This is a genomic window from Erythrobacter sp. Alg231-14 (assembly GCF_900149685.1).
Taxonomy (GTDB): Bacteria; Pseudomonadota; Alphaproteobacteria; order Sphingomonadales; family Sphingomonadaceae; genus Erythrobacter.
This window is the reverse complement of sequence record NZ_LT702999.1, coordinates 743737-764160: the sequence shown is the minus strand read 5'-3', so window position 1 is coordinate 764160 and position 20424 is coordinate 743737. Positions and strand designations below refer to the sequence as shown.

Annotated in this window: 20 protein-coding genes; 7 read left to right on the top strand and 13 right to left on the bottom strand. The window is 56.5% G+C overall.

Annotated elements, in window-relative coordinates:
* Positions 1-149: 149 nt before the first annotated feature.
* On the top strand, positions 150-1523 hold the full coding sequence (locus BQ8290_RS03540) for an acyltransferase family protein (protein ID WP_108787675.1): 1374 nt from the start codon (positions 150-152) through the stop codon (positions 1521-1523).
* A gap of 69 nt (positions 1524-1592) precedes the next feature.
* On the opposite strand, the gene BQ8290_RS03535 is transcribed toward BQ8290_RS03540, so the two are convergent.
* Positions 1593-2891 carry a class I SAM-dependent methyltransferase gene (locus tag BQ8290_RS03535; protein WP_108787673.1) on the bottom strand — a complete coding sequence of 433 codons (1299 nt, stop codon included), beginning with the start codon at positions 2889-2891 and terminating at the stop codon, positions 1593-1595.
* Positions 2892-2990: 99 nt separating this feature from the next.
* On the opposite strand from BQ8290_RS03535, the gene BQ8290_RS03530 reads away from it, so the two are divergent.
* A complete protein-coding gene (locus BQ8290_RS03530) occupies positions 2991-3428 on the top strand; it encodes a DUF1801 domain-containing protein (RefSeq protein WP_108791851.1) in 438 nt (145 codons plus the stop codon).
* A 6-nt stretch (positions 3429-3434) separates the two neighbouring features.
* Here the strand turns inward: BQ8290_RS03530 and BQ8290_RS03525 are convergent, their stop codons facing one another.
* From BQ8290_RS03525 to BQ8290_RS03485, 9 genes are all read right to left on the bottom strand, one after another.
* The gene (locus tag BQ8290_RS03525; protein ID WP_108787671.1) at positions 3435-4184 is read right to left on the bottom strand and encodes a molybdopterin-dependent oxidoreductase; all 750 of its coding nucleotides are present in this window, start codon (positions 4182-4184) and stop codon (positions 3435-3437) included.
* Positions 4177-4869: a cytochrome b/b6 domain-containing protein gene (locus BQ8290_RS03520; RefSeq protein ID WP_108787669.1), complete on the bottom strand. Its 693-nt coding sequence runs from the start codon at positions 4867-4869 to the stop codon at positions 4177-4179. The genes BQ8290_RS03525 and BQ8290_RS03520 overlap by 8 nt, the downstream gene beginning before the upstream one ends.
* Positions 4866-5669 (bottom strand): SDR family oxidoreductase, encoded by an 804-nt coding sequence (locus BQ8290_RS03515; RefSeq protein ID WP_108787667.1) that lies wholly within the window; start codon positions 5667-5669, stop codon positions 4866-4868. The genes BQ8290_RS03520 and BQ8290_RS03515 overlap by 4 nt, the downstream gene beginning before the upstream one ends.
* Positions 5670-5720: 51 nt before the next feature.
* On the bottom strand, positions 5721-6398 hold the full coding sequence (locus BQ8290_RS03510) for an MOSC domain-containing protein (RefSeq protein WP_337660970.1): 678 nt from the start codon (positions 6396-6398) through the stop codon (positions 5721-5723).
* Positions 6368-6991: a methyltransferase domain-containing protein gene (locus BQ8290_RS03505; protein ID WP_108787663.1), complete on the bottom strand. Its 624-nt coding sequence runs from the start codon at positions 6989-6991 to the stop codon at positions 6368-6370. Before BQ8290_RS03505 ends, BQ8290_RS03510 begins: the two co-directional genes overlap by 31 nt.
* On the bottom strand, positions 6991-7704 hold the full coding sequence (locus BQ8290_RS03500) for a hypothetical protein (RefSeq protein ID WP_337660969.1): 714 nt from the start codon (positions 7702-7704) through the stop codon (positions 6991-6993). The genes BQ8290_RS03505 and BQ8290_RS03500 overlap by 1 nt, the downstream gene beginning before the upstream one ends.
* A complete protein-coding gene (locus tag BQ8290_RS03495) occupies positions 7704-8321 on the bottom strand; it encodes a hypothetical protein (protein ID WP_337660968.1) in 618 nt (205 codons plus the stop codon). Before BQ8290_RS03495 ends, BQ8290_RS03500 begins: the two co-directional genes overlap by 1 nt.
* A gap of 66 nt (positions 8322-8387) precedes the next feature.
* The gene (gene rlmN, locus BQ8290_RS03490) at positions 8388-9638 is read right to left on the bottom strand and encodes a 23S rRNA (adenine(2503)-C(2))-methyltransferase RlmN (RefSeq protein ID WP_108791845.1); all 1251 of its coding nucleotides are present in this window, start codon (positions 9636-9638) and stop codon (positions 8388-8390) included.
* Between the two features lie 68 nt (positions 9639-9706).
* Positions 9707-10219, bottom strand: a complete 513-nt coding sequence (locus tag BQ8290_RS03485) for a hypothetical protein (RefSeq protein WP_337660967.1) — start codon at positions 10217-10219, stop codon at positions 9707-9709.
* On the opposite strand from BQ8290_RS03485, the gene BQ8290_RS03480 reads away from it, so the two are divergent.
* The gene (locus BQ8290_RS03480; RefSeq protein WP_337660966.1) at positions 10185-10823 is read left to right on the top strand and encodes an RNA 2'-phosphotransferase; all 639 of its coding nucleotides are present in this window, start codon (positions 10185-10187) and stop codon (positions 10821-10823) included. The two genes, BQ8290_RS03485 and BQ8290_RS03480, sit on opposite strands and share 35 nt — an antisense overlap.
* Here BQ8290_RS03480 and greB read toward each other — a convergent pair.
* Together greB and BQ8290_RS03470 are read right to left on the bottom strand one after the other, a co-directional pair.
* Positions 10814-11296, bottom strand: coding sequence for a transcription elongation factor GreB (greB, locus tag BQ8290_RS03475; protein ID WP_108787661.1), 483 nt, complete (start codon positions 11294-11296; stop codon positions 10814-10816). The genes BQ8290_RS03480 and greB overlap by 10 nt on opposite strands.
* Positions 11297-11319: 23 nt before the next feature.
* Entirely contained in the window at positions 11320-13284 is a 1965-nt protein-coding gene (locus BQ8290_RS03470) for a lytic transglycosylase domain-containing protein (protein WP_337660965.1), read from the bottom strand.
* A 97-nt stretch (positions 13285-13381) separates the two neighbouring features.
* Between BQ8290_RS03470 and dapA the strand changes: the two genes are divergently transcribed.
* Positions 13382-14263, top strand: coding sequence for a 4-hydroxy-tetrahydrodipicolinate synthase (dapA, locus tag BQ8290_RS03465; protein WP_108787659.1), 882 nt, complete (start codon positions 13382-13384; stop codon positions 14261-14263).
* Positions 14264-14275: 12 nt separating this feature from the next.
* Here dapA and BQ8290_RS03460 read toward each other — a convergent pair whose 3' ends face one another.
* Entirely contained in the window at positions 14276-16243 is a 1968-nt protein-coding gene (locus BQ8290_RS03460) for an alpha/beta hydrolase family protein (RefSeq protein ID WP_337660964.1), read from the bottom strand.
* A 151-nt stretch (positions 16244-16394) separates the two neighbouring features.
* On the opposite strand from BQ8290_RS03460, the gene smpB reads away from it, so the two are divergent.
* The 3 genes from smpB to BQ8290_RS03445 all read left to right on the top strand — a co-directional run bounded on the left by smpB (position 16395) and on the right by BQ8290_RS03445 (position 20303).
* Positions 16395-16877, top strand: a complete 483-nt coding sequence (smpB, locus tag BQ8290_RS03455) for an SsrA-binding protein SmpB (protein WP_108787655.1) — start codon at positions 16395-16397, stop codon at positions 16875-16877.
* Positions 16878-17136: 259 nt separating this feature from the next.
* A complete protein-coding gene (locus tag BQ8290_RS03450) occupies positions 17137-17670 on the top strand; it encodes a DUF2062 domain-containing protein (protein WP_108787653.1) in 534 nt (177 codons plus the stop codon).
* 164 nt (positions 17671-17834) lie between these two features.
* Positions 17835-20303: a response regulator gene (locus BQ8290_RS03445; protein WP_108791837.1), complete on the top strand. Its 2469-nt coding sequence runs from the start codon at positions 17835-17837 to the stop codon at positions 20301-20303.
* Positions 20304-20424: the final 121 nt, after the last annotated feature.

The following is a 20424-nucleotide window of genomic DNA, read 5'->3' as shown; positions in this document are numbered from 1 at the left end:
GCGTTGATGCTCCTGAATGCACGCGCCCCATGCCGTGAATTTACGGCATAGGAAAGGGGGTAGTCGCAATTCGCGGATGTTTGTGAAGTGTCGTTTGGGGTGTCTGCCTGATTTGAATCCCCCCCTTGTCAAAATGCGCAAGGGAACCAATGTCTTGTGAACAATACGGTTTGGAGGGATCGAATATGTGGACCAAAGCACGCGAATTGGCGCAAATGGCGCCGCCAGAGCGCAATCGCTGGGTCGATTTTCTTCGAGCATTGTCGATCATGGCCGTGGTATTCGGCCATTGGTTGATGGCCGGACTGTATGTCGACGATGCCGGCGCTCTTCAACGCGGCGATCTGTTGACCACGGCGCAGTGGACGCATTGGCTGACCTGGGGCTTTCAGGTCATGCCGATCTTCTTCCTTGTTGGCGGTTTTTCCAATGGGATGAGCTGGGACGCGACCGTCAAAAAGGCGGAACCCGGACAAGCCGGGGTCTATCGCGATTGGCTTGCCAGTCGTGTTCAGCGTCTTATCGCCCCGACATTCCCGGTCCTGCTGTTATGGGCGATGCTGGCGGTTGTGATGACTCAGGTCGGCCTTGATCGGCAACAGATTAGCGACGCGACAGAGGCCGCTCTGATCCCGGTATGGTTCCTCGCGGTCTATTTGATCGTCACGGCATGCACGCCGCTTACGCGCAAGGCGTGGCACCGTTTTGGCTGGCTTAGTTTCGCGATTTACATCCCCATCGCGATGGCGACCGATTGGCTGACATTTCAGGTCGGCGTGGAATACATCAACTTCACCAATTTTCTGTGGGTCTTCTTAGCCATTCACCAATTGGGTTTCGCTTGGAAAGACGGGCGATTTGAAAAGCAGTGGTTCGCACTCGCATGGTTTGTCGTTGGTCTTGCTATATTGATTTCGATCACCGTTTATGGGTTTTACCCGGTCTCGATGGTGTCTGCGCCCGGCGGATTTTCCAATTCATTGCCACCCACACTTGCTCTGTTTGCTCTGGGTGTTGCTCAGGTTGGGCTGGCGCTCGTGCTAGAGCCGCTGGGGCGCAAGATGCTCGACAATCTCAACATTTGGACGGCAACCGTTTTGATGAACGGCATGATTATGACCGTCTATCTGTGGCACCTGACGGCCTTTGTGTTGGTTATGACCGTAGTCTGGTTGGCGTTTGGCGGGATGGGATTGAACTCGGTTCCGGGCACCGCCGATTGGTGGATTTCGCGGCCAATGTGGCTGGGCATCTACATCTTGGCCTTGCTGCCGATGATCGCGATCTTCGCCAAACACGAACGCAGTTTTGGCCCGATTAGAGGCGGTCGCACGGTTCCTAAGGCGCGCGTTGTGGCGGGCGTCTTGATGATCTGCATCGGGCTTGCGGCGACGGCCGCGATTACGATTGCCAGCCCGGAAAGCCTATCCGGCATTCGGATATGGGTCGTGGCGCTTCCGTTTGTAGGAGCGGCCTTGTTGGGGTTTGGCCCGATTTACCGCCCATCCAACACACAGGCATAGCGCACCGAATCGACTCTCACGTCATAAGCGTTTCGTGGCCGTTTCAGCGCGATCTATGGTGAAAGCGGGTTATTCCGCAGCTTCTTTGATGCCTTGGTCAAAACGCCATGTTGGGATTTCGCCCACTTCGCGCAGGCGGGCGCTTTCGTGGTGCATATATTCCCGTGTCATGGGGATCGCGGCGCGATCTTTGACATATTGGAGCTGCCAATTGATCATGCCGCCGTTGCGGAAACTTTGTTCAGCCCCGGCGAGATAGAACAGCCACATGCGGTAAAACACGTCGTCATACATGTCCGTGATCTCTTCGCGGTGCATGACGGTGCGGTTGTACCATTCTTCCAAAGTGTGGCTGTAATGGAAGCGCATCCCTTCGACATCCATCACTTCAAAGCCGTACTTTTCGCTTTGTGAGACCAGCTCGGACAGCGCCGGAATATAGCCGCCGGGGAAGATGTATTTGCGGGTCCAAGCATCGGTGGCACCGGGAGGGCCAGCGCGGCCGCAGCAATGCGAAATCATCACGCCATCATCTTTGAGCAGTTTATTCGTATGCTCAAAGAACTGCGGGTAATGGATTGTGCCCACATGTTCGAGCAGGCCGACGCTGGAGATACGGTCAAATTGACCCTCAACATCGCGGTAGTCGAGCAATTCAAATTTGACTTTGTCGGCCACACCGGCGGCTTCTGCGCGTTCGTTGCAGAACTTAATCTGGTCTGGCGCGAGCGCCACGCCGAGCACTTCGACGCCGTACATTTTGTTGAGATAAAGGCCGAAGCCGCCCCATCCACACCCAATGTCGAGAACGCGCATCCCCTCGGTTTTGCCCGGCTGAAGGTACAATTTCGACGCGAGATGCGCCTTCTTGTCCATCTGAGCCTGTTCGAGCGAGGTTTGGGTCGGATCATCCTCTCGATAATACGCCATCGTGTACTGGCGATCTTCGTCGAGGAACCGTTCATACAATTCGCGGGTCAAATTGTAGGTGTGTTCGGCGTTTGAGCGCGCGGAAGAACGCAGATTAATGCCGTCCACCGCCGCGCCAATTTTCTGCGCGATCTTCTTAAGCGGGCCCTGCGCCTGAATGGCGCTGTCGCCGATGCGTTTCGTGTTGGCCGTTACGAACAGCAACAGGTCGCGAATGTCATGCGGCTCTTCAACCACAAGCCATCCCCACATAAACGCCTCGCCTGCACCCATTTGCGGGTAACGAGCGATATGGTTCGCGGCCTTTTTGTTGGTCAATTTGATCTTGAGCGGCGCCTCAGGCCCGTCACCATAGTCGTAGGTTTTTCCGTCGTGATCGGTGACGCTCAACCGCCCCTCGCGGATGACTTTTCCTAGGAATTTATCGAGTAGCCACATGGTTTTGCTTCAGTCCCCTGCAAAAACGTTTCTGCTTGATGATACCGACTGTGTTACTGTGTCAATCAAACAGTGCGCATCGGATGGGGAGGGATGATGATGGCCGAGGCAAAAACAAAGGCGAATGACGCGTCGGTTGAAGGTTTCATTGCGGCGGTTGAGCCAGAGGCAAAGCGCGATGATGCGCGGGTCTTGCTGGAAATGTTCGAACGGGTGACGGGCGCAAAGCCGCAGATGTGGGGCGGTTCGATAATCGGGTTTGGCGAATATCGTACGACCTATGAAAGCGGTCGCGACGTGCATTGGATGCGTGCAGGATTCTCGCCGCGCAAGGCCAAGCATTCATTGTACATGATGGGCGGCTATTGTGATGATATCGCAGCCAAAGCGCGCGATGCGGATTTAACGCGATTGGGTAAACACAAAACCGGAAAATCTTGCCTTTATATCAATAAATTGGCCGATGTTGATCTCAACGTGCTCGAAGAGATGATCGCGAAAGATTGGGCCACGATGAACCGGATTTACCCGGATTAATCGACCTTAGATCCCGGCATACCATTGGTAATCGCCGATATCCTCCCAAAAACCGCCTTTGCCGCCTTCGATGTCTTCAAAGCTCGAAACGGCCTCAATGCCCTTTAGGTATTTGGCAGATTTGTAGCCCAATTGCCGTTCGATCCGCATGCGCAACGGTGCCCCATTCTTTTCAGGCAAAGGTGCGCCGTTCAATGCGTGGGCAATGATCGTTTGCGGATGATAGGCATCGATCAGATCGACGCTCTCATAATAGTCGCGACCGTACAAAACATCGGCGCAACGAAAGACGATAAAGTTTGCTTCCTTACGCAGTTTTGCGGTGTCGAGCAGGGCGGACAATTGTGGTCCGGTCCATTCGGCAATCGCGCTCCACCCCTCCACACAATCGTGCCGTGTGATCTGAGTGCGTTGGGGTAGCGCGCGCAATTCATCCATGCTGAGCGAAAGCGGATTGTCCACCAATCCCGTCACGGACAATCGCCAGTCGGTAAACCCATTCTCGAAGGCGTTGCGATAATCGGGTGTTTCGATGCGCAAAGTGCCGTTGCCCTTGATATCGGGTGACCGTTCATCTGGTGCGTATTCGCGGGCCAAAGCTTGACGGCTGGCCAAAGTGCGATGCGCGGTGCGATGCCAATCTTCGGCCACATCAAAGGCGTCGCCCACTGGACCGGTTTCGGCCAGCTCGCTGCAGGCGGCTGCGGGTAGGGCGGCCATGCCGGCCAGCACTGCGCGGCGTTTAATTTCAACCATCCTTGCTGTCCTCTCGCGTTCCGCCGGTGATCATTTGTGCGATTTGTTTCAACGGGTTTGAAATCAACACCATCAACACATGCAGCACAAAGAAACCGAATAGCGCCCAAGCAAATATGAAATGCAGGCTTCGGGCGCTTTGTCTGCCTCCCAAAGCATCCACCATCCACGGCGCAGCGGGTTCAAAACCTGGGCTGATCGCGAGGCCGGTGAAAACCATCATGGGCAAAAACACCCCCAAAACGACTCCATAGGCGATCCGTTGAACGGCGTTGTAACCGCTGTGTCGATCTGCGCCGCCGCCCGGCAAATGATCACGCAGCGCCTTAACCCATGCCCGCGGTGACCAATCGGCCGGCCGGGTCGCAATATCGCGCCAGAAATGTTTGGAGATGATGATAGCAATCCACATCACCAACAATCCAACCGCAAAGATCCACGCCGATGTATTGTGCCAATCGCGCGCCTCAGCCAGATCGTATCGCTGCGGGATTGTCATCCAATTGGGAAACCGCATCACAGTCATCCAAGCATCTGCCGGATCGAAGCCGTAATTGCCCCAATACAAAAATCGGTGCCCGTTGGAGATGGTGAGGCCGGACATAAACAGCACAATCAAGGCCGCCGCGTTGATCCAATGCCAAATCCGGACAAGCAAGGAATGGCGTTTCTTAGACCGCGTCATGCCGCGCCCGCTTTTTGCGCAGCGTTTTCACGCGCCAGATAAATCACGTCGCGATCTTGCGAAAGCAGGTGCTGGCCGCTGTCTATGAACACGGTCGATCCATTCTTAAGCGCGCCTTTCGATAGGAACAGCGCAGCATCGACGATCTCATCGGCGCCGGTCTTTCGGGATAGGAGATTGAGCCGGTGCGAGACATCGGTTTCATCTTCGCTTTGATCATGGCTGGCCAGGATTGCGCCCGGCGCTATGCCGTAAATCCGGGTTTTATCATCGCATGCGATCGCCTGCATGGGGATGGTCGCGGCCAAAGCGTGTTTGGACATTGTGTAGCTAAAGAAATCAGGATTGGGGTTGGCCAATTTCATATCGGTGATGTTGATTACGGTGCGCACATCATCGCTTTTCGCGGACGCCACAAAGCGTTGAGTCATGATCGCGGGAGAGATGGCGTTGATCTGCATCGCCTCTTTGTTCGTTGCGGGATCCAGTTTGGTTGCATCGTCGTATTTAAAGATCGACGCGGAATTGATCAGGCACCGCCAATTGTCGCACCGCTCAGCCAATTCTTCGATCATCGCAACTGCCGCATGATCATCGGTAAGGTCGCATCCAATAGTCTGCGCGCTGGGCAAGTTGTCGGCCAACGCGCGAGCCGCATCTCCGGATCGGTTGTAATGGATTACGACATGCCAACCGGCCTGTGCGAACCCTTTGGCCATTTCTGCACCGATGCGTGTCGCACCGCCCGTAATCAAAACAACGGGTTCAGAAGCAAGTTCAAGTGACGCGGCATCAGACATTTCAGCGCCTTAACAGTGGGCGAGGGGCGCATCAATCGGCACCCTTCGCGCTTATGCCAATTTGGCTTGGGCGCGCTCCCTTAGTTTTGGGGAAAGCGCCTCCATCTGTGACAATTCGACCAATTCATCGCGACTTGCCTTGCCCGCCATCAACGCGGCAAAGGCGCGCGCGACGCTCCATTCAGTCTCACCAACCGCGACGCGTTCCAACGAATCTCCTGCTTGCGCTTCGCCGAACTCAATCACGCGGAAATACCAACCGCATTTGCCCGATTTCACGATGGTCGACACCATGCCTTTGGAATTGGCGGCTTTGCCAAATCGGTGTTCAATCTTCCAACAGGGTTGTCGTGGCTGGCTTATCTCGATCAACGCGCTGCCCGCGCGAAAGCGATCGCCAATATGCACCCGATCTTCGGTCACACCGCGCACAGCTAAGTTGGAGCCAAAGGCGCCCGGTTCATCCAAAAGATCAATCGCGCCCAACGCTTCTCGCCAATGATCATGGTGATCGAGCGGGTAAAGGTGAATGGCCATTTCTGGGCCGCCATGCACGCGCCGGTCCGCTTGTTCATCGGGTGCCAAACCGTCTTCGAGAAATTGGATGAGGCCTTCGCGCGGACGTTTGGCGATGGCACTGGTCTCGGCCCCGTTGAACGGGCGCGCAGTGCCTGTGCAGATCGCCTCTATCGTGTGTTTCAAAGTCTCTTCACCGTTAAAGCCATCCAATCGCGTTGCGTTCCGTCGGTCCCTTTGCCGGCAAAGATGTCTTCCGACAGCGTTTCAAAACCGCCCTGCACGTATAGATCCCGCAACCAAGCAGCCGAAGGGAAATTGTGCAACCGGCCCAATAAGTCACGGCCTTCGCCATCCCCTAGTTTGAAACTTGCATAGTGCAATCCACGCGGGCGAAGGGCCAGGTGAATACGACGCACCACATCGGGCATTTGATCGCGCGGACAATGAAGCAGGCAGGCGTGGGCCCAAACGACGTCATACGCGCCCACCGCGTCCAATTCATCAAAACGCATCAATCGCGCGCCGATATCGTGGCGTTCGTTGGCCTTGGCCACCATTGCGGGAATGCCGTCAGTGGGATCGGTGACAAAGCCGCGATCGACCATATGCGCGGTGTCTCGCCCGCCGCCGCAGCCGATTTCTAAGATGGCTGCACCGGGCGATAAGCGATCCAAGAACCCATCAAGATGGCGGCTATGGGCCTGTGCGCCGCTTGATGTGTAAAAGGGGGCACCGTTTTGGTAGAATTCGTATGTCGCCCGATCGATTGGGCCGGATTGGTCGTCAATATCGCGATCAACCATTAAGGGGCCCGACGCTCCTGTGTCATCACATTGTATTCCTGCACTTCGTCGCCTGAGAGGCAGTAGCGGGTGCTGGGATCGTCTTCGTTGCTGACGGCTTGTTGTTGATACATGATGTCGGTCAACAATTTTCGGCTGATGCCCATCCGGATAAGGAAATCGTTGTCTTCGGTGGCCAACAATGCAGAGGATTGTTCGATGCTGGCGATCAATTCGGTTGTCGCCTGCGATCCATCGATCACCGCATCATCGATGATCCAGCGATCGGCCGTATGGGTGAACATGTGGACCATGAACACGCCGCCATCATCCACGACCCGACGATCGCCGCCCATGAAGATAAAATTGCAGGCGGAAAAACACGTCGCTCCCGATGGAATACGGGTGATCATGCCGGTGTAGGATCGAATGATCCGGCCTGCTTCATTGCCCGCACGAGCATTTCCGCCGCGTGATCGCAACCAAACCTCTGAAATCATCTCGTCGGCTTCAATCGCGGCCCGCAGGCGTTCAGGCAGGTTAGCGTCAATGCGCCCTTCGGCCAACAAAACTCGTTTCCCATCGCGATCCACGGGGGTGAGAACCATGGCATCGGCCGAACCCCAATTGGGTTCAACAGGGCATGTCGGATTGTCGGGGTCGAGCGTGGCGGTCCCCATCAACGCCGCCGCACATCCGATTGCGGTCAATATTCTAATGGTCGGTCGCATCATCACGCGATGATCGAATAGCGTGCAGAGCCGGGTGGACGGCACATGCGTTTTTCGGCGCGTGTCTCTTCGCCCGAAACGATGATGATATCTGTGACTAGAATACAGTCTGTGGCGTCATCCGATGGTTCACGAGCCGTAACGGTTGATGTGCCGCTCACATCGTCGCGGCTTTCCGATGTCCACGACGCGGTTTGGCCGATCGGAGGCCCGGTGAATGTAGCTTCATCGCCGCTGCCATCCCCTTCGCCGGTGGCTTCATTGGTCACGCTGCGGGTCGCCTCCAATGTGGCGTCAGCGGCTTGCTTTTGCTCTTCTGCGTCCAATTTGCAGGCGATCGCGGCCGGGATTTGATTGGTGAATTCAGAGACGGGCACAAATTGGCCAAGGCCCGCGCGCCGCGCCGTACGCCCTGCTGCGCCGCCCAAAAGACCGCCGATTACACCGCGCGCCGTGTCACCGGTCGAACCCTCTTCGCAGCCTTCGGCGGATTCGGCCCCGCGCTGCGCATCACGGAAAAGCCCGCGGAACTGTGCTTGGGCCGGGATCGCTACAAATGCCATCGCGCCAACGGCAAGGCCAAGCGATAGGTTTCTAAGTGTTTTGGCTGATTTCATCATGGGACCAACTCCTAATGTAAAAGAGCGTAGCCCGATTGCTTGTTTTCGCCAAGCTGGCCTTGCGGTTTAATCCGATGCAGCGGCGGCTTCGCGGTCGCGTTCTGCGCGGCTTTTCTTTTGGGCGCTTGTCTTGAGCTGGCCGCATGCGGCATCGATATCGCGGCCGCGCGGCGTGCGCACGGGAGCGCTGATGCCGGCGTCAAAGATAATGTTGCTGAAAGCGCGGATCCGATCGGGATCGGAACATTCATAGTCCGCGCCGGGCCAAGGGTTGAACGGGATGAGGTTCACTTTGGCCGGGAGGTCATAATGTTTGATCAAGCGGACCAATTCATGCGCGTCGGCGTCGCTGTCATTTTTGTCTTTCAGCATCACATATTCAAACGTGATCCGGCGCGCATTGGATGCTTTGGGGTAATCGGCACAGGCTTGAAGCAGGTCTTCGATCCCGTATTTCTTGTTCAACGGCACGATCTCATCGCGCACAGGTTTTGTAACTGCATGCAGGCTGACGGCTAAATTGACGCCAATTTCCGCCGCGCACCGTTCCATCATTGGGATGACGCCACTGGTGGAAAGGGTGATGCGGCGACGTGATAGGGCCAATCCTTCGCCGTCCATCACCAATTTGAGCGCGTCGCGGACATGTTCGAAATTATAAAGCGGTTCGCCCATGCCCATCATCACGATGTTGGTAAGCAAACGGCCATCGGCGCGATATTCTGCTTGCGCTTCTTCGCTTTCGTCGTCGGCAAAACCAAAATCCATTTTGCCTTTGGGCCATTCACCCAACGCATCGCGCGCCAACATAACCTGTCCGACGATTTCGCCCGGCGTCAAATTGCGCACAAGCCGCATCGTACCGGTGTGGCAAAATGTGCAATTCAATGTGCAGCCAACTTGGCTCGATACGCACAGCGTTCCCCGGTCGGCATCGGGAATAAAGACCATTTCAAATTCGTGGCCATCGTCGGTTTTCAACAACCATTTGCGCGTGCCATCATTGCTGTGCTGCGCTTCGGATACGTTGGGGCGACCGATCACAAATCTTTCGGTCAGCCATGGCCGCATGTTCTTTGAGATGTCGGTCATGGCATCAAATTCGGTGACACCGCGATGATACAACCAGTGAAACACTTGTTTTGAGCGCAATTTCGCCTGACGCGGATCAAGACCGGCCTCTGCGAACAGATCCCGAATGCGCAGACGAGGCAAACCGATCAAGTCAATGCGGCCGTCTTCGCGCGGCGTGATATCACGCGCAACGGGGACCGGGTCCACTTGCCCGGGAATGGTCATTAAAGTCGTATCTGCCATGATTGGAGGCGGATATAGTGCGGCAATTGAGTTTTGGCCAGCGGCGCATGCACTCAAACCGATCCGCATCATTCAATATTGGCGCATCCCACGACGGCGGCGTCAATGGCTGTCGCGGCGCCGGACAGATCGTATCGGTCGGTGAAACGTCCCCCCGATGTCGCGCGCGCCGAAATGCTCATCCGGCCCGCAGATCGCAAGGCGGCGACAATGGCAGCGTCCATTCGCGCATCCGATGCCCATGCGTTGCGTCCATTGGCGGCGAGGTCAAAACTGCGATCGGCGATCGACAATGTGACGTCTGCGCCTTCCTCTACGGTGCGCGACAATCGGATGTGCAATTGCCCGCGAATGTCGGCTCCGGGCCAATTGGCGATGCTGGCAAAGGGACCATTGTCGCTGCCGTTTTGGGGTTTGGCGATGGCGTAGCAGCGGGACGGCGTATCATCGCGAAACGCGGCCCAATTGGAATAGACGCCAAGGCTATCCTTTGCAGCGAGCGGGGCGGCGAATATCGCCGAACAGGTCGCAGCGAGAACGGCAATTGTGGCACAGGCCGGCGTGAATGTGCGGTTGGTCATGGACCGGGAATTGCCGGAATTGCAGGGATTTGCAACAGTGTGGATCATGGAGATCCCGTTAAAATCTCGATCCAAGGCTTTGTCCTATTGGTTAAGGCATGCGCCGGAAAAGGGTGGTGTGGTGCTGGATGCGAACGGCTGGGCCGCGGTTGATGTGGTTTTATCGGCTTTGGTTCAACGCAAATTGCCGACCGATTCAGCCATGTTGAGTCGTGTTGTGAATGAAAACGACAAACAGCGTTTCGAGCTTTCCGACGATGGCACCCAAATTCGCGCACGACAGGGACACTCCATCGCGGTTCAAGGGGCATGGAAACGGGCGACCCCGCCGGATGAATTGTTCCACGGCACGGTCGCAGCTTTTTTGGAATCGATAGAACGCGATGGATTGAGCAAACAAAAACGGCACCATGTTCACCTGTCACCCGATCTCAAAACGGCCAAGAAAGTCGGTCAAAGGCGAGGGCAGCCCGTGATTTTGATCATCGATGCCAAATCAATGCATGAGGATGGCGTTGAATTTTTTCTTTCGAGCAACGGTGTTTGGTTGGTGGATGCGGTGCCTGCAACACGCATCAGGCGTATGGCGCCCGATCACACGTAGGTAATCGTCAGAACTTCCCATTCCTTGACGCCGCCGGGTAAGCGCACCGTTCGCAGATCTCCCAAGGATGCCCCGCGCAGTGCCTTTGCGATGGGCGAATTCCATCCGACCAAGCCTGCACCGGCATCTTGTTCATCGTCCCCTACGATGCGCACAGTTTGGCGTGCGTCGTCTTCGTCGGCCAGCTCCACTCGCGCGCCGAAATACACTCTACTTCTATCGGGTTGGTTGGCCGGATCAACGACGCGTAATACCTTCATTCGGCGGGCGAGATACGAAAGTTCGCGGTCAATTTCCCGCATTCGCTTTCGGCCATAGATGTAATCGCCGTTTTCGCTGCGGTCGCCATTTCCCGCCGCCCAGCTTACGATCTCGACGACTTCTGGTCGCTCTTTACCCAAAAGGTGGTCATAGCGCGCCTTTAACGCGGCCATACCACCCGGTGTGATCGGTGGTCCTTGTGTTGATGACATGCTTTTGGGATCTATCGCGGTTCTTAAGGCAGAAACGCGTCAACCGTGCGCGGGATGCCCGCTTCCTGAGGATACATGTGGGAATAGCTAACGGCGTTTCCGATCACGCGCATCACATAATACCGGGTTTCGAAATTGGCTGGGATCTTTTCGATCCATGTCACCCAATCAATCTCACCCCTGCGTGGATCACCATTCAGACGCAGCCATTGGCGAACGCGGCCCGGCCCGGCGTTGTAGGACGCGATGGCAAGCGGATAGGCGCCGCCGTACAAATCCATTCGGCGGGCAAAGTGCGCGTCGCCCAATCGAATGTTGTATTGCGGATCCTGTGTCAGGCCCGCTCTTAGGTATTGGACACCCAAAATGCCGGCTTCTTCGCGCGCGGTGCTGGGCAGCAATTGCATCATGCCAATGGCGTTCGCGTGGCTGCGCCGGGTCCGGTCGAACTCGCTTTCTTGGCGGGTGATGGCGTGGACCATTGTCCAATCATTCACGACCGGCGTTGGGTATGTCGGAAAGCCGAGGCGTTCGAAGCCTTCAAATCCATTCGCCCCCGCTTCCATGCCGATCACCACTGCCATTTCGGGCAGATTGGTTTCCGACGCCAATTGGCCAACCATCACCAATTCTTCCGGGGACTGGGCGCTGTTGCCAATGGCTTGGAAGAAACGCCTTTCGGTGCGCCAGTCGCCGCGATTGGCGGCAATGTGACGGATTGCCCGAACCAGCGGCCGCGTTTCAAATTCGGCGCGCGTGGCGGGATCAATTTGAGCTTGGGGCAATTGTGCAAAGGTGGGCATGGTCCGCCCCAACGCACTGATCGACAATTGGCCGTAATAGTAATGCGGGTATTGCGCCGCCATTTCGAAATAGCGATTGGCATCATCGCGCAAGCCGGCCTCACGCGCGGCGCGTCCCGCCCAATAGAACCCTTTTGATCGGGTCAATGGGGTGCGGGCGGCCTCACCATATCGCAGGAAGAGCGGTGCCGCCGCAGCGCCATCGCCCAACCGCCAAAGCGCGTTTGTGCCGCCTTTCCACATCAGATCGGTGTACCGGTCACGCAGGGCAAAGGACCCCTTTGAAATGTCGGTGCCGGGCGCAAACAGATCGTCAATGCGGCTGGCGATTTGGACAGTGCTGGTAGACCCCGCTGCCGATGCCGCTTCCAACATATCGCCAACCAAATCTTCTGGTTGGAACGCGGGAGCCGTGAAATTGGGGCGGTTGGCTAAGAGGCTGATAGCGGCTTGGGTCTGGCGCCGTGCCTTATAATAGCTGACCAGATTGTAGACGTAGCCGGCGTCACGTTGCGCATCGGCGGGCACAGGGATGCCGGCGTTTTGCGGCGTTGAACCGCGGATCAACGCCAATCGCGCCATCGCCATGTCGCGATCGCTCGGATCCAAATTGATGATGTGGCGCTCTGCGGCTTCGGCTTCTTCTTGCCAAAGCAGGGCTTCCATTCGCGCTTTGTGATCGGCGGCGGTGAACTGGCTCCCGAACAAACCGTTCAAATACGCCTCTGTAGGGCCGCTCATCGCGCCGCCACGCCATGCCGTGCGGGCTACTTCGAACGCGTCCGAACGTTGCGCTGCGGCAAGCGACAATGCGTAACGCGCCCGACCGGCATTGGTCAGGGGAGGCAGTGCGTCAAAGAAATTGAGGATTTCTGCTTGCGAAGGGGCTTCTTCGCCAAGGGTGTTTTCGGCGCGGATGCGGATGATTTCCGTTCGCGGAAAGTCCGGATAGGCCAAAGCGAATCCCGCGTAATCGGCAAATCGCAGCAAGCGGTTTTCCTGCAACAATTCCCACCGCGCAATCGCGGCGCCCATTTGACTGGGTTGTTGTGCAACCAGATTGCTGCGGTCGGGTTGTCCGCCCATTTGCGCCGAAGATGGCACCGCAAAGGCGCCCAAAGCTGCCGCAGCGAACGCCACAAAAGAGACAGGATTTGAAAGCAATTTATTGGCCATGCTGGACATAGTGCCGATTGGCTCCTTATCAGGCGCTTAACAAAAGGGTGGCGCACGATTTTTGCGCCGTCTTGCACTTTTTATTGTCTGATACAGGAATAATGCAATGTTCAGCGGTTCCATTCCCGCTCTGGCGACTCCTTTTCGCGACGGATCGTTGGATGAAGGTGCGTTTCGGCAGTTGGTCGATTGGCAGATCGACCAAGGCAGCGCCGCGTTGGTCCCTTGCGGCACCACAGGTGAGGCATCGACATTGTCGAATGCGGAACATCACCGTGTTATCGAAATCTGCATCGAACAGGCCGCCGGCAGGGTTCCGGTCATTGCCGGTTGCGGCAGCAACGACACCCGCAACGCCGAAATGCACATGGTGTTCGCAAAGAAAGCGGGCGCGGCGGCGGGCCTATGCGTTGCGCCGTATTACAACCGCCCAAGCCAAGCGGGATTGATCGCTCATTTCAGCTACCTTGCAGAATGCTGTGATTTGCCAATTGTTTTGTACAATGTGCCCAGTCGAACCGTGACTGATATCGAAGATGAGACTGTCGTCGCGTTGGTGCGCAAATATCCCGATCGCATCGTCGCTATCAAAGACGCCAGCGGCGATTTGTCGCGCGTGGCCGACCATCGGATGGGGATTGGGCGCGATTTTTGCCAATTGTCGGGCAATGATGAATTGTGGCTGCCGCACTCCGCTGCCGGGGGTAGGGGGGCAATTTCGGTCACGGCCAATGTTGCACCCGCCCTTTGCGCAGAATTCCAAGCCGCAATCGCCGCCAATGAGCTAAAGAAGGCGCGCGAATTGAACGACCGTTTGTTCCCGCTGCACTACGCCATGTTCTCCGATGCCAGCCCGGCTCCGGTGAAATACGCCCTTAGCCGTGTGCACGATTGGTTTTCGCCGAGCGTGCGCCTGCCGATTGTCGAAGCGAGCGCGGAATCACGCAAAGCAGTCGACGCGGCGTTGGAGCATGCAGGCTTGTTATAAGGCCGTGACCGGTCAATCGGCCGGGTTGTGTTCCTGAACAAAAGCAACCGCCGAATTCAGCATGATCTGACGCGTTTCCGATAGAGACAGCCAATGGTCTTCTCCGTCCAGCGTGATCAATTCATGCGGTTTGTCCTCATCGTCCAACGCATCGGCCATTTTGACCGAATGGATATAGGGCACGACCGTGTCATCGCGCCCATGGATCAACAAAATCGGCGCATCGGCGCGTTCGGCAAACCGTTCCGGTGACACCGCATCCCATGTATCGGGATCGCCAAGCTGTTCGCGTAGCGCCGTTCGGGTAATGCGTGTTTCGCCGCTGGCCCGGTAGTCTTCGCGGTACATCCGGCGAATATCGCTAACGGGTGCCACCGCAACGGAACAACGGTAGAGCCCCTGTTGCAACGTCACACCGGCAAGCGCGGCATATCCGCCATAACTTGCGCCAACGATACAAGCGCGATCTGGATCGACAATCCCAGCTTCTGCCAATGCGGCGAGCCCATCAGAGATATCTGTCTGCATTTTACGTCCCCATTCTCCGTAACCCGCCCGGCGGAATGCACCATCGCGATTGGTTGATCCGCGAAAATTGGGTTGAAATACGGCGTAACCGCGCGACGCAAATGCCTGTGCCCACCAATCGAAACGTTCGCTGTCAAAGCTGTGTGGCCCGCCATGCGGCAGCATGATTACAGGCAGGTTATTCGCTTCGCGACCCGGAGGCAGGGTTAGGACGCCGTCCATCTCCAATCCATCGGATGCTGTGTAATCAAAAGTGGAAAATGGGCCGACATGCTGCGGCTCAATATCGGGCCGCTCATAGGCGATCGCTTCGGCGGATAGATTGCCAACATCAACTGTGAACCAGGTCCCGCTGTCGAATTGGCCCGATGTTCTGACCACGACGTGACTTAGATCGTCGCTCCAATCCATCATGCTCATCGAGAAATCGGCAAAAGCTTCCCGCACCATACGAACGGCTTGGGCTTTGTCGGGATCTTCGAATACGGGACGGGGGTCTGCGCCTTCTTCCAAATACCCGCTTAGATGCCCTGTTTGCGCATCAAAATAGAGGCGATCAATGTCGATGCCGGGAAGAAATTCCTCAGGCTCACCGCCGCTCAACGGAACTTCGAACCGGCGCGAACGGTTGTTCTCATCAACGTTGTAATAAATCACAGACTGACCGCCATAACCCAAGCCGATCAAACCACTGCGACCGCTTACGGACTGACCTTCAGCGATGATTTGCCGGTTCCCATTGCGGATGTCCCATCGTCCGTTCTCACGATGGATGTCATAGGTTGCGGCAACGTCTCCATTGGCGTCGATCAACCAATCATTGTCGTGGTTGTCGCTGGCCGCGGTGGCGACGCGTTCGGTCGAATTGTCGACCATGTCGACGCGGTAAAGATACGGGCGGCCGTGGCGAAATTCATACTCGCCAGCGCGGATGCCTCTTGCCAATTCGATGGCACCAAAAAATCCGTACCAGCGGCCGCCGATCTGGCGAATGCCGTAATTGCCAAAGATTGAATTCACCAAGGTGCGCCGGTTGCTAAAAACGACGTTGCCTTGTTCTGCAACATTGATCGGAATGGTGACCGCGAACGAAAATTCGTGCTTGTCGGTGGTGAAATTTGCGCCCAGATCCTCGGTCGTGCTGTACGTCAACAACAACCGGTCCTCGCCAACCCAATCGAAACGGCGCACCTTATAGGCATCGACATTGGTGCGAGAGATAATGGCGTTGTTCTCATCAAAAGCAACAAGGACGCGCGTACCGCGAACGCTCAACAATGCGGCAAGACGCTTGCCCGACGGGGACAAGGCGGCGTCTTCGATCTCTGGCAATTCGCCATAGGCACTTAAAGCGGGAGCATCGTTTGCAGATGCGGCTATCGGTTGAACTGTTGAATAGAATGCCAAGCCGATTGTTGTTGCAACGACCATCGCTTTACGTAGAATTTTCATGACAACCTTGCCCCTTTAGGTGTTCGCCATTGAGTAATCGTCGCGAGTTTGACTGTTTGATTTTAAAAAAACAACTGTTTTACGATGGTTTATGGGACAAGGCAGAGGTGACTTTTCAATTCATGGCGGAGCGCGTAAAGGCCCACCCACTATGGCACGCCCCAAACCCGAAACCTTTGATAAATTGCACACGGTTGCGCAAAATCGGCGCGCGCGTTTCGATTACCACATCGAAGATAAGTTTGAGGCGGGTTTGGCGTTGCAAGGCACGGAAGTGAAAGCGCTGCGTGCAGGCGAGGCAACCATCGCGGAAAGCTACGCAGAATTGCGCGATGGGGAAGTGTGGTTGGTCAACGCCAACATCCCCGAATACAGCCACGGCAACCGGTTAAATCATGAACCACGTCGCCCACGCAAATTGTTGTTGAACACGAGAGAAATCAACAAGTTGTTCGGTGCAGTTGAAAAGAAGGGGATGACGCTTGTGCCCTTGTCCATCTATTTCAACAAGACCGGTCGCGCCAAGGTTGAACTGGCTTTGGCCAAGGGTAAACAAGCGCATGACAAACGCGCCAGCGTAAAAGACCGCGATTGGAAGCGTGACAAAGCGCGCTTGATGCGAGAGCGAGGATAGAATCGGAGCTTTCGATATAATGCGCGTGGGTCAGTTAACCCACTGGTCAGACGCGTTTCGGTACCCATATGCATAATCATGGTGGTCAGGCCTTCATATACCCGCATCGTGCGCGGCACGGTGTCATTGACCGCGCGTCGCGTGGCACGGAGCGTTGCTGTGCACAGCGCCCCACTGGATGAGGCGGCCTGACATGGGAACGCAAGGTTCATCGAAATCGGGTGGTAAGACTTGGGCTGCGGATATGTTTCGTAAATATATGCCCAAACGCGAAGAAATGGCCCGCAACAAATATCTGCGGCCGATCGCGCATCGTTTTCTAACGCCGGAATTGTGGCGGTTTACCCGCCGTTCGGTCCCGCGGGGCGTGGCGCTTGGTCTTTTCAGTGCGTTCATCATTCCAGTCGGTCAGATTTTTCTCGCGGCATTTTTGGCTTTGCCTGCGCGTGCGAACGTGCCGCTCGCGGCGCTTGTCACATTTGTCACCAACCCGTTCACGATCGCGTTTTGGGCGGTGATCGCGAACCGAGTCGGCCAATTTATCCTGCGCGTGGATGCCGCGACTTCGGGCGTTGCCAATGAGCAATTGCAAAGCGGCGATTGGCAATGGGTGATCGACGCGTTTGAATTTGCAGGTGTGACTGTCGTTGGCTTCTTTGTCCTTGCCATCATCTCGTCGGCGGTGGGTTATCTGCTTTCGAGCGCAATTTGGCGCGTTATGGTTGCACGCAGGCGGGCAAAACGTTTGAAACGTATGGAAGAGCGGCTCGACCAAAGGCTCAACGCCAATTAGAGTTGCCTATTGCGGCTATCAGTGTCGCGTTCCGTCGCAATTCCTCAGTGGTGAAAATCATGACAAACACCGCGGCTTCAGAATTGGCCAATCCCGGACCGGTCTTAGGGTTGGCAAATGAATCGGCAATAGCCGAACGCGGCGCGGTTTCGACCAACGTGCCAATGCTTTTGGGCATCACCTCCGCATTGGCGCTGAGCGCGGCTGTCATATTCTTCGTCACCTCCAATGTTGTTTTGACAGGCGCGTATGCGGCTGGATTGATCGTGCTCTTGATTGGCGTGGTTTTGGTTGAGCGAATGGGCGCAGAGACCGCGGGCACAGAATTGGCGGTGCCTGATTGGTCGGTCACTGTGGCGGCGATCGAAAAACAGGGTGAGGCAATTGCGATCACGGACAGGGCCAACCGTCTGGTTTGCGCGAACACCGGGTTCGTAAGCGCGTTCGGTGCGACAAGCTCTCCTCCTGCGATGCCATTTGAACGGCCTGCGCTTGAACAATTGAGCAAATTGACGCGAGAAGCATGGCGTGATGGCGCCGCGTCGTCGGGCGCAGTCTATGCTGGCAAAGGCGTGCAATGGGCGATTTCGGCAGAGCGAGCAGGGCGCGGCGACGATCATTTGATCTGGCGATTTGTGCGCGAAAACACTGATCACCGCGATTTATTGAGCGAATTGGATTTGACCGGACCGCTTGGCGAAGTGTTGAGCCGGGCCGGAATCGAGGCGGCGATCACCGCCGCCGATGGCGTCGTGCGCAGCGTCAGCGCCGGTTTTGCCGAACGGGCGTCAGGTGATCCAGCAGCGACCTTGGCTGGACAGAATTTCGCGAGCCTTTTGCGCGCGGATGATCGTGATCGAATATTCTTCGCGCGCGAAGGGCGGGGCGGTACGCCGCAAACTTTGATCGACGTGCCGCTTTCTGAACCATCGCAAGCAGGCACGACACCCGGCCCCGATGACGGCGCCTCTTTGATGTTGTTGGTCGATAGCGGCGTCGGCATTGGCAGCGTCTGGGGCAGCGGTCCCGATGGCGCTGGACAGGCGGGCGTCGCCCAGCTTGAGGCGTTGTTGGCGCAATTGCCGTTGGGGCTCGCCATGACCGACCGCGATGGTCGTTTTCTGTTCGGCAACGACGCGTTCCTAAGATCGGTCGAACGCGCCGATCACGGACTGCCCGCATTCCCAACCGATTTGGTAACCCGCGAAGACAAAGCGGCGCTTTCCGATGCTGTGCGCAGGCACGGGCGCGGACCCGCGACCAGCGGGGACATGGCTGTTCGCCTGACCGGAAGTCCCGACGAACCGGTTTCCCTTGGGCTTGCGGGCGTGCGCGGTTTGGGAGAGGCGGCGGTGTTGCTATCTCTGGCTGATTCCAGCGAGGAAACGCAGCTTAAACGTCAGGTTGCGCAGGCGACCAAGATGCAGGCTGTTGGTCAGCTTGCAGGGGGCGTCGCGCATGATTTCAACAACGTGCTCACCGCCGTTATTGGCACATGCGACTTGATGCTGCTGCGCCACACGCCGGGCGACAGCGATTATGATGACATTCAACAGATTCGCGCCAATTCAAACCGGGCCGCGTCGTTAACCCGGCAATTGCTGGCGTTCTCACGGCAACAGACCTTGCGGCCAGAAATTCTGCAACTCCCCGATGTGATCAGCGAAGTGGGACCCTTGATCAAACGATTGCTGGGCGAGAAAATTGGATATTATGTCCAACATGACCGCAATTTGGGCGCGGTGCGGGCCGATCCGCAACAACTTGAACAAGTGATCATGAACCTTGCCGTGAACGCGCGCGACGCCATCAATACCAAAGGTGCGCATGGCAAGATACAAGGTAAAGTCCCTGGAAAAGCGCCAGTTGAAGGCCGGATTTCATTGTTGACGCGCAGCCTTCAATCGAAAGAAACGATCAAACTGGGTACAGAGGTGTTGCCCGCTGCCGATTACACTGTGCTGATTGTTCAGGATAATGGCGGCGGCATCCCGGCTCAGGTTCTGCCCAAATTGTTCGAACCGTTCTTCACCACGAAAGAACAGGGGAAGGGCACCGGCCTTGGTCTGTCGACCGTGTACGGGATTATCAAACAGTCGGGCGGGTTTATCTTTGCCGACAACGTCACCACGCCCAGCGGCCGGGTTATCGGCGCGCGCTTCACGATCTATTTCCCGGTCCATCACGGCGAAGCGCCGCGCCGCGTTGAGGTGGTTGACCCGGTCGGATCGTCCGAATGGTCAAAAGGCGGGCGTATCTTGTTGGTCGAAGACGAAGATATGGTCCGCATCGTGGCCGAACGCGCCCTTTCGCGCGCGGGGTATCAGATCACGGCATGCCCGGGAGGCGAAGAAGGTTTGGCGGCGATCGCAACCGGTGACGACTTTGATCTGATTCTAAGCGATGTGGTCATGCCGGGAATGGACGGCCCAGCAATGGTTCGCGAAATTCGCGAACAACGCCCCGATGTTCCGGTCCTATTTATGTCGGGATACGCCGAAGAGGCACTGCGATCTGAAATCGATATCCCTGATATGCATTTCATCGCCAAACCATTCAGCGTGGCCGCCATCAGCGACAAAGTAGGCGCGGTCATGCGCGCTGCAAAGTCCGCCGAAAAGCTTGCCGATTAGCGCAATCCAAAATAATTTTTGTTCCACACTTGTTCTTTTGGAACAAACTGGGTACATGTGATTCCAACAGGGGGCGCCAAAGGGGCTTTCCCAACCCAAAGGTCGGTTAAAACTCAATAAC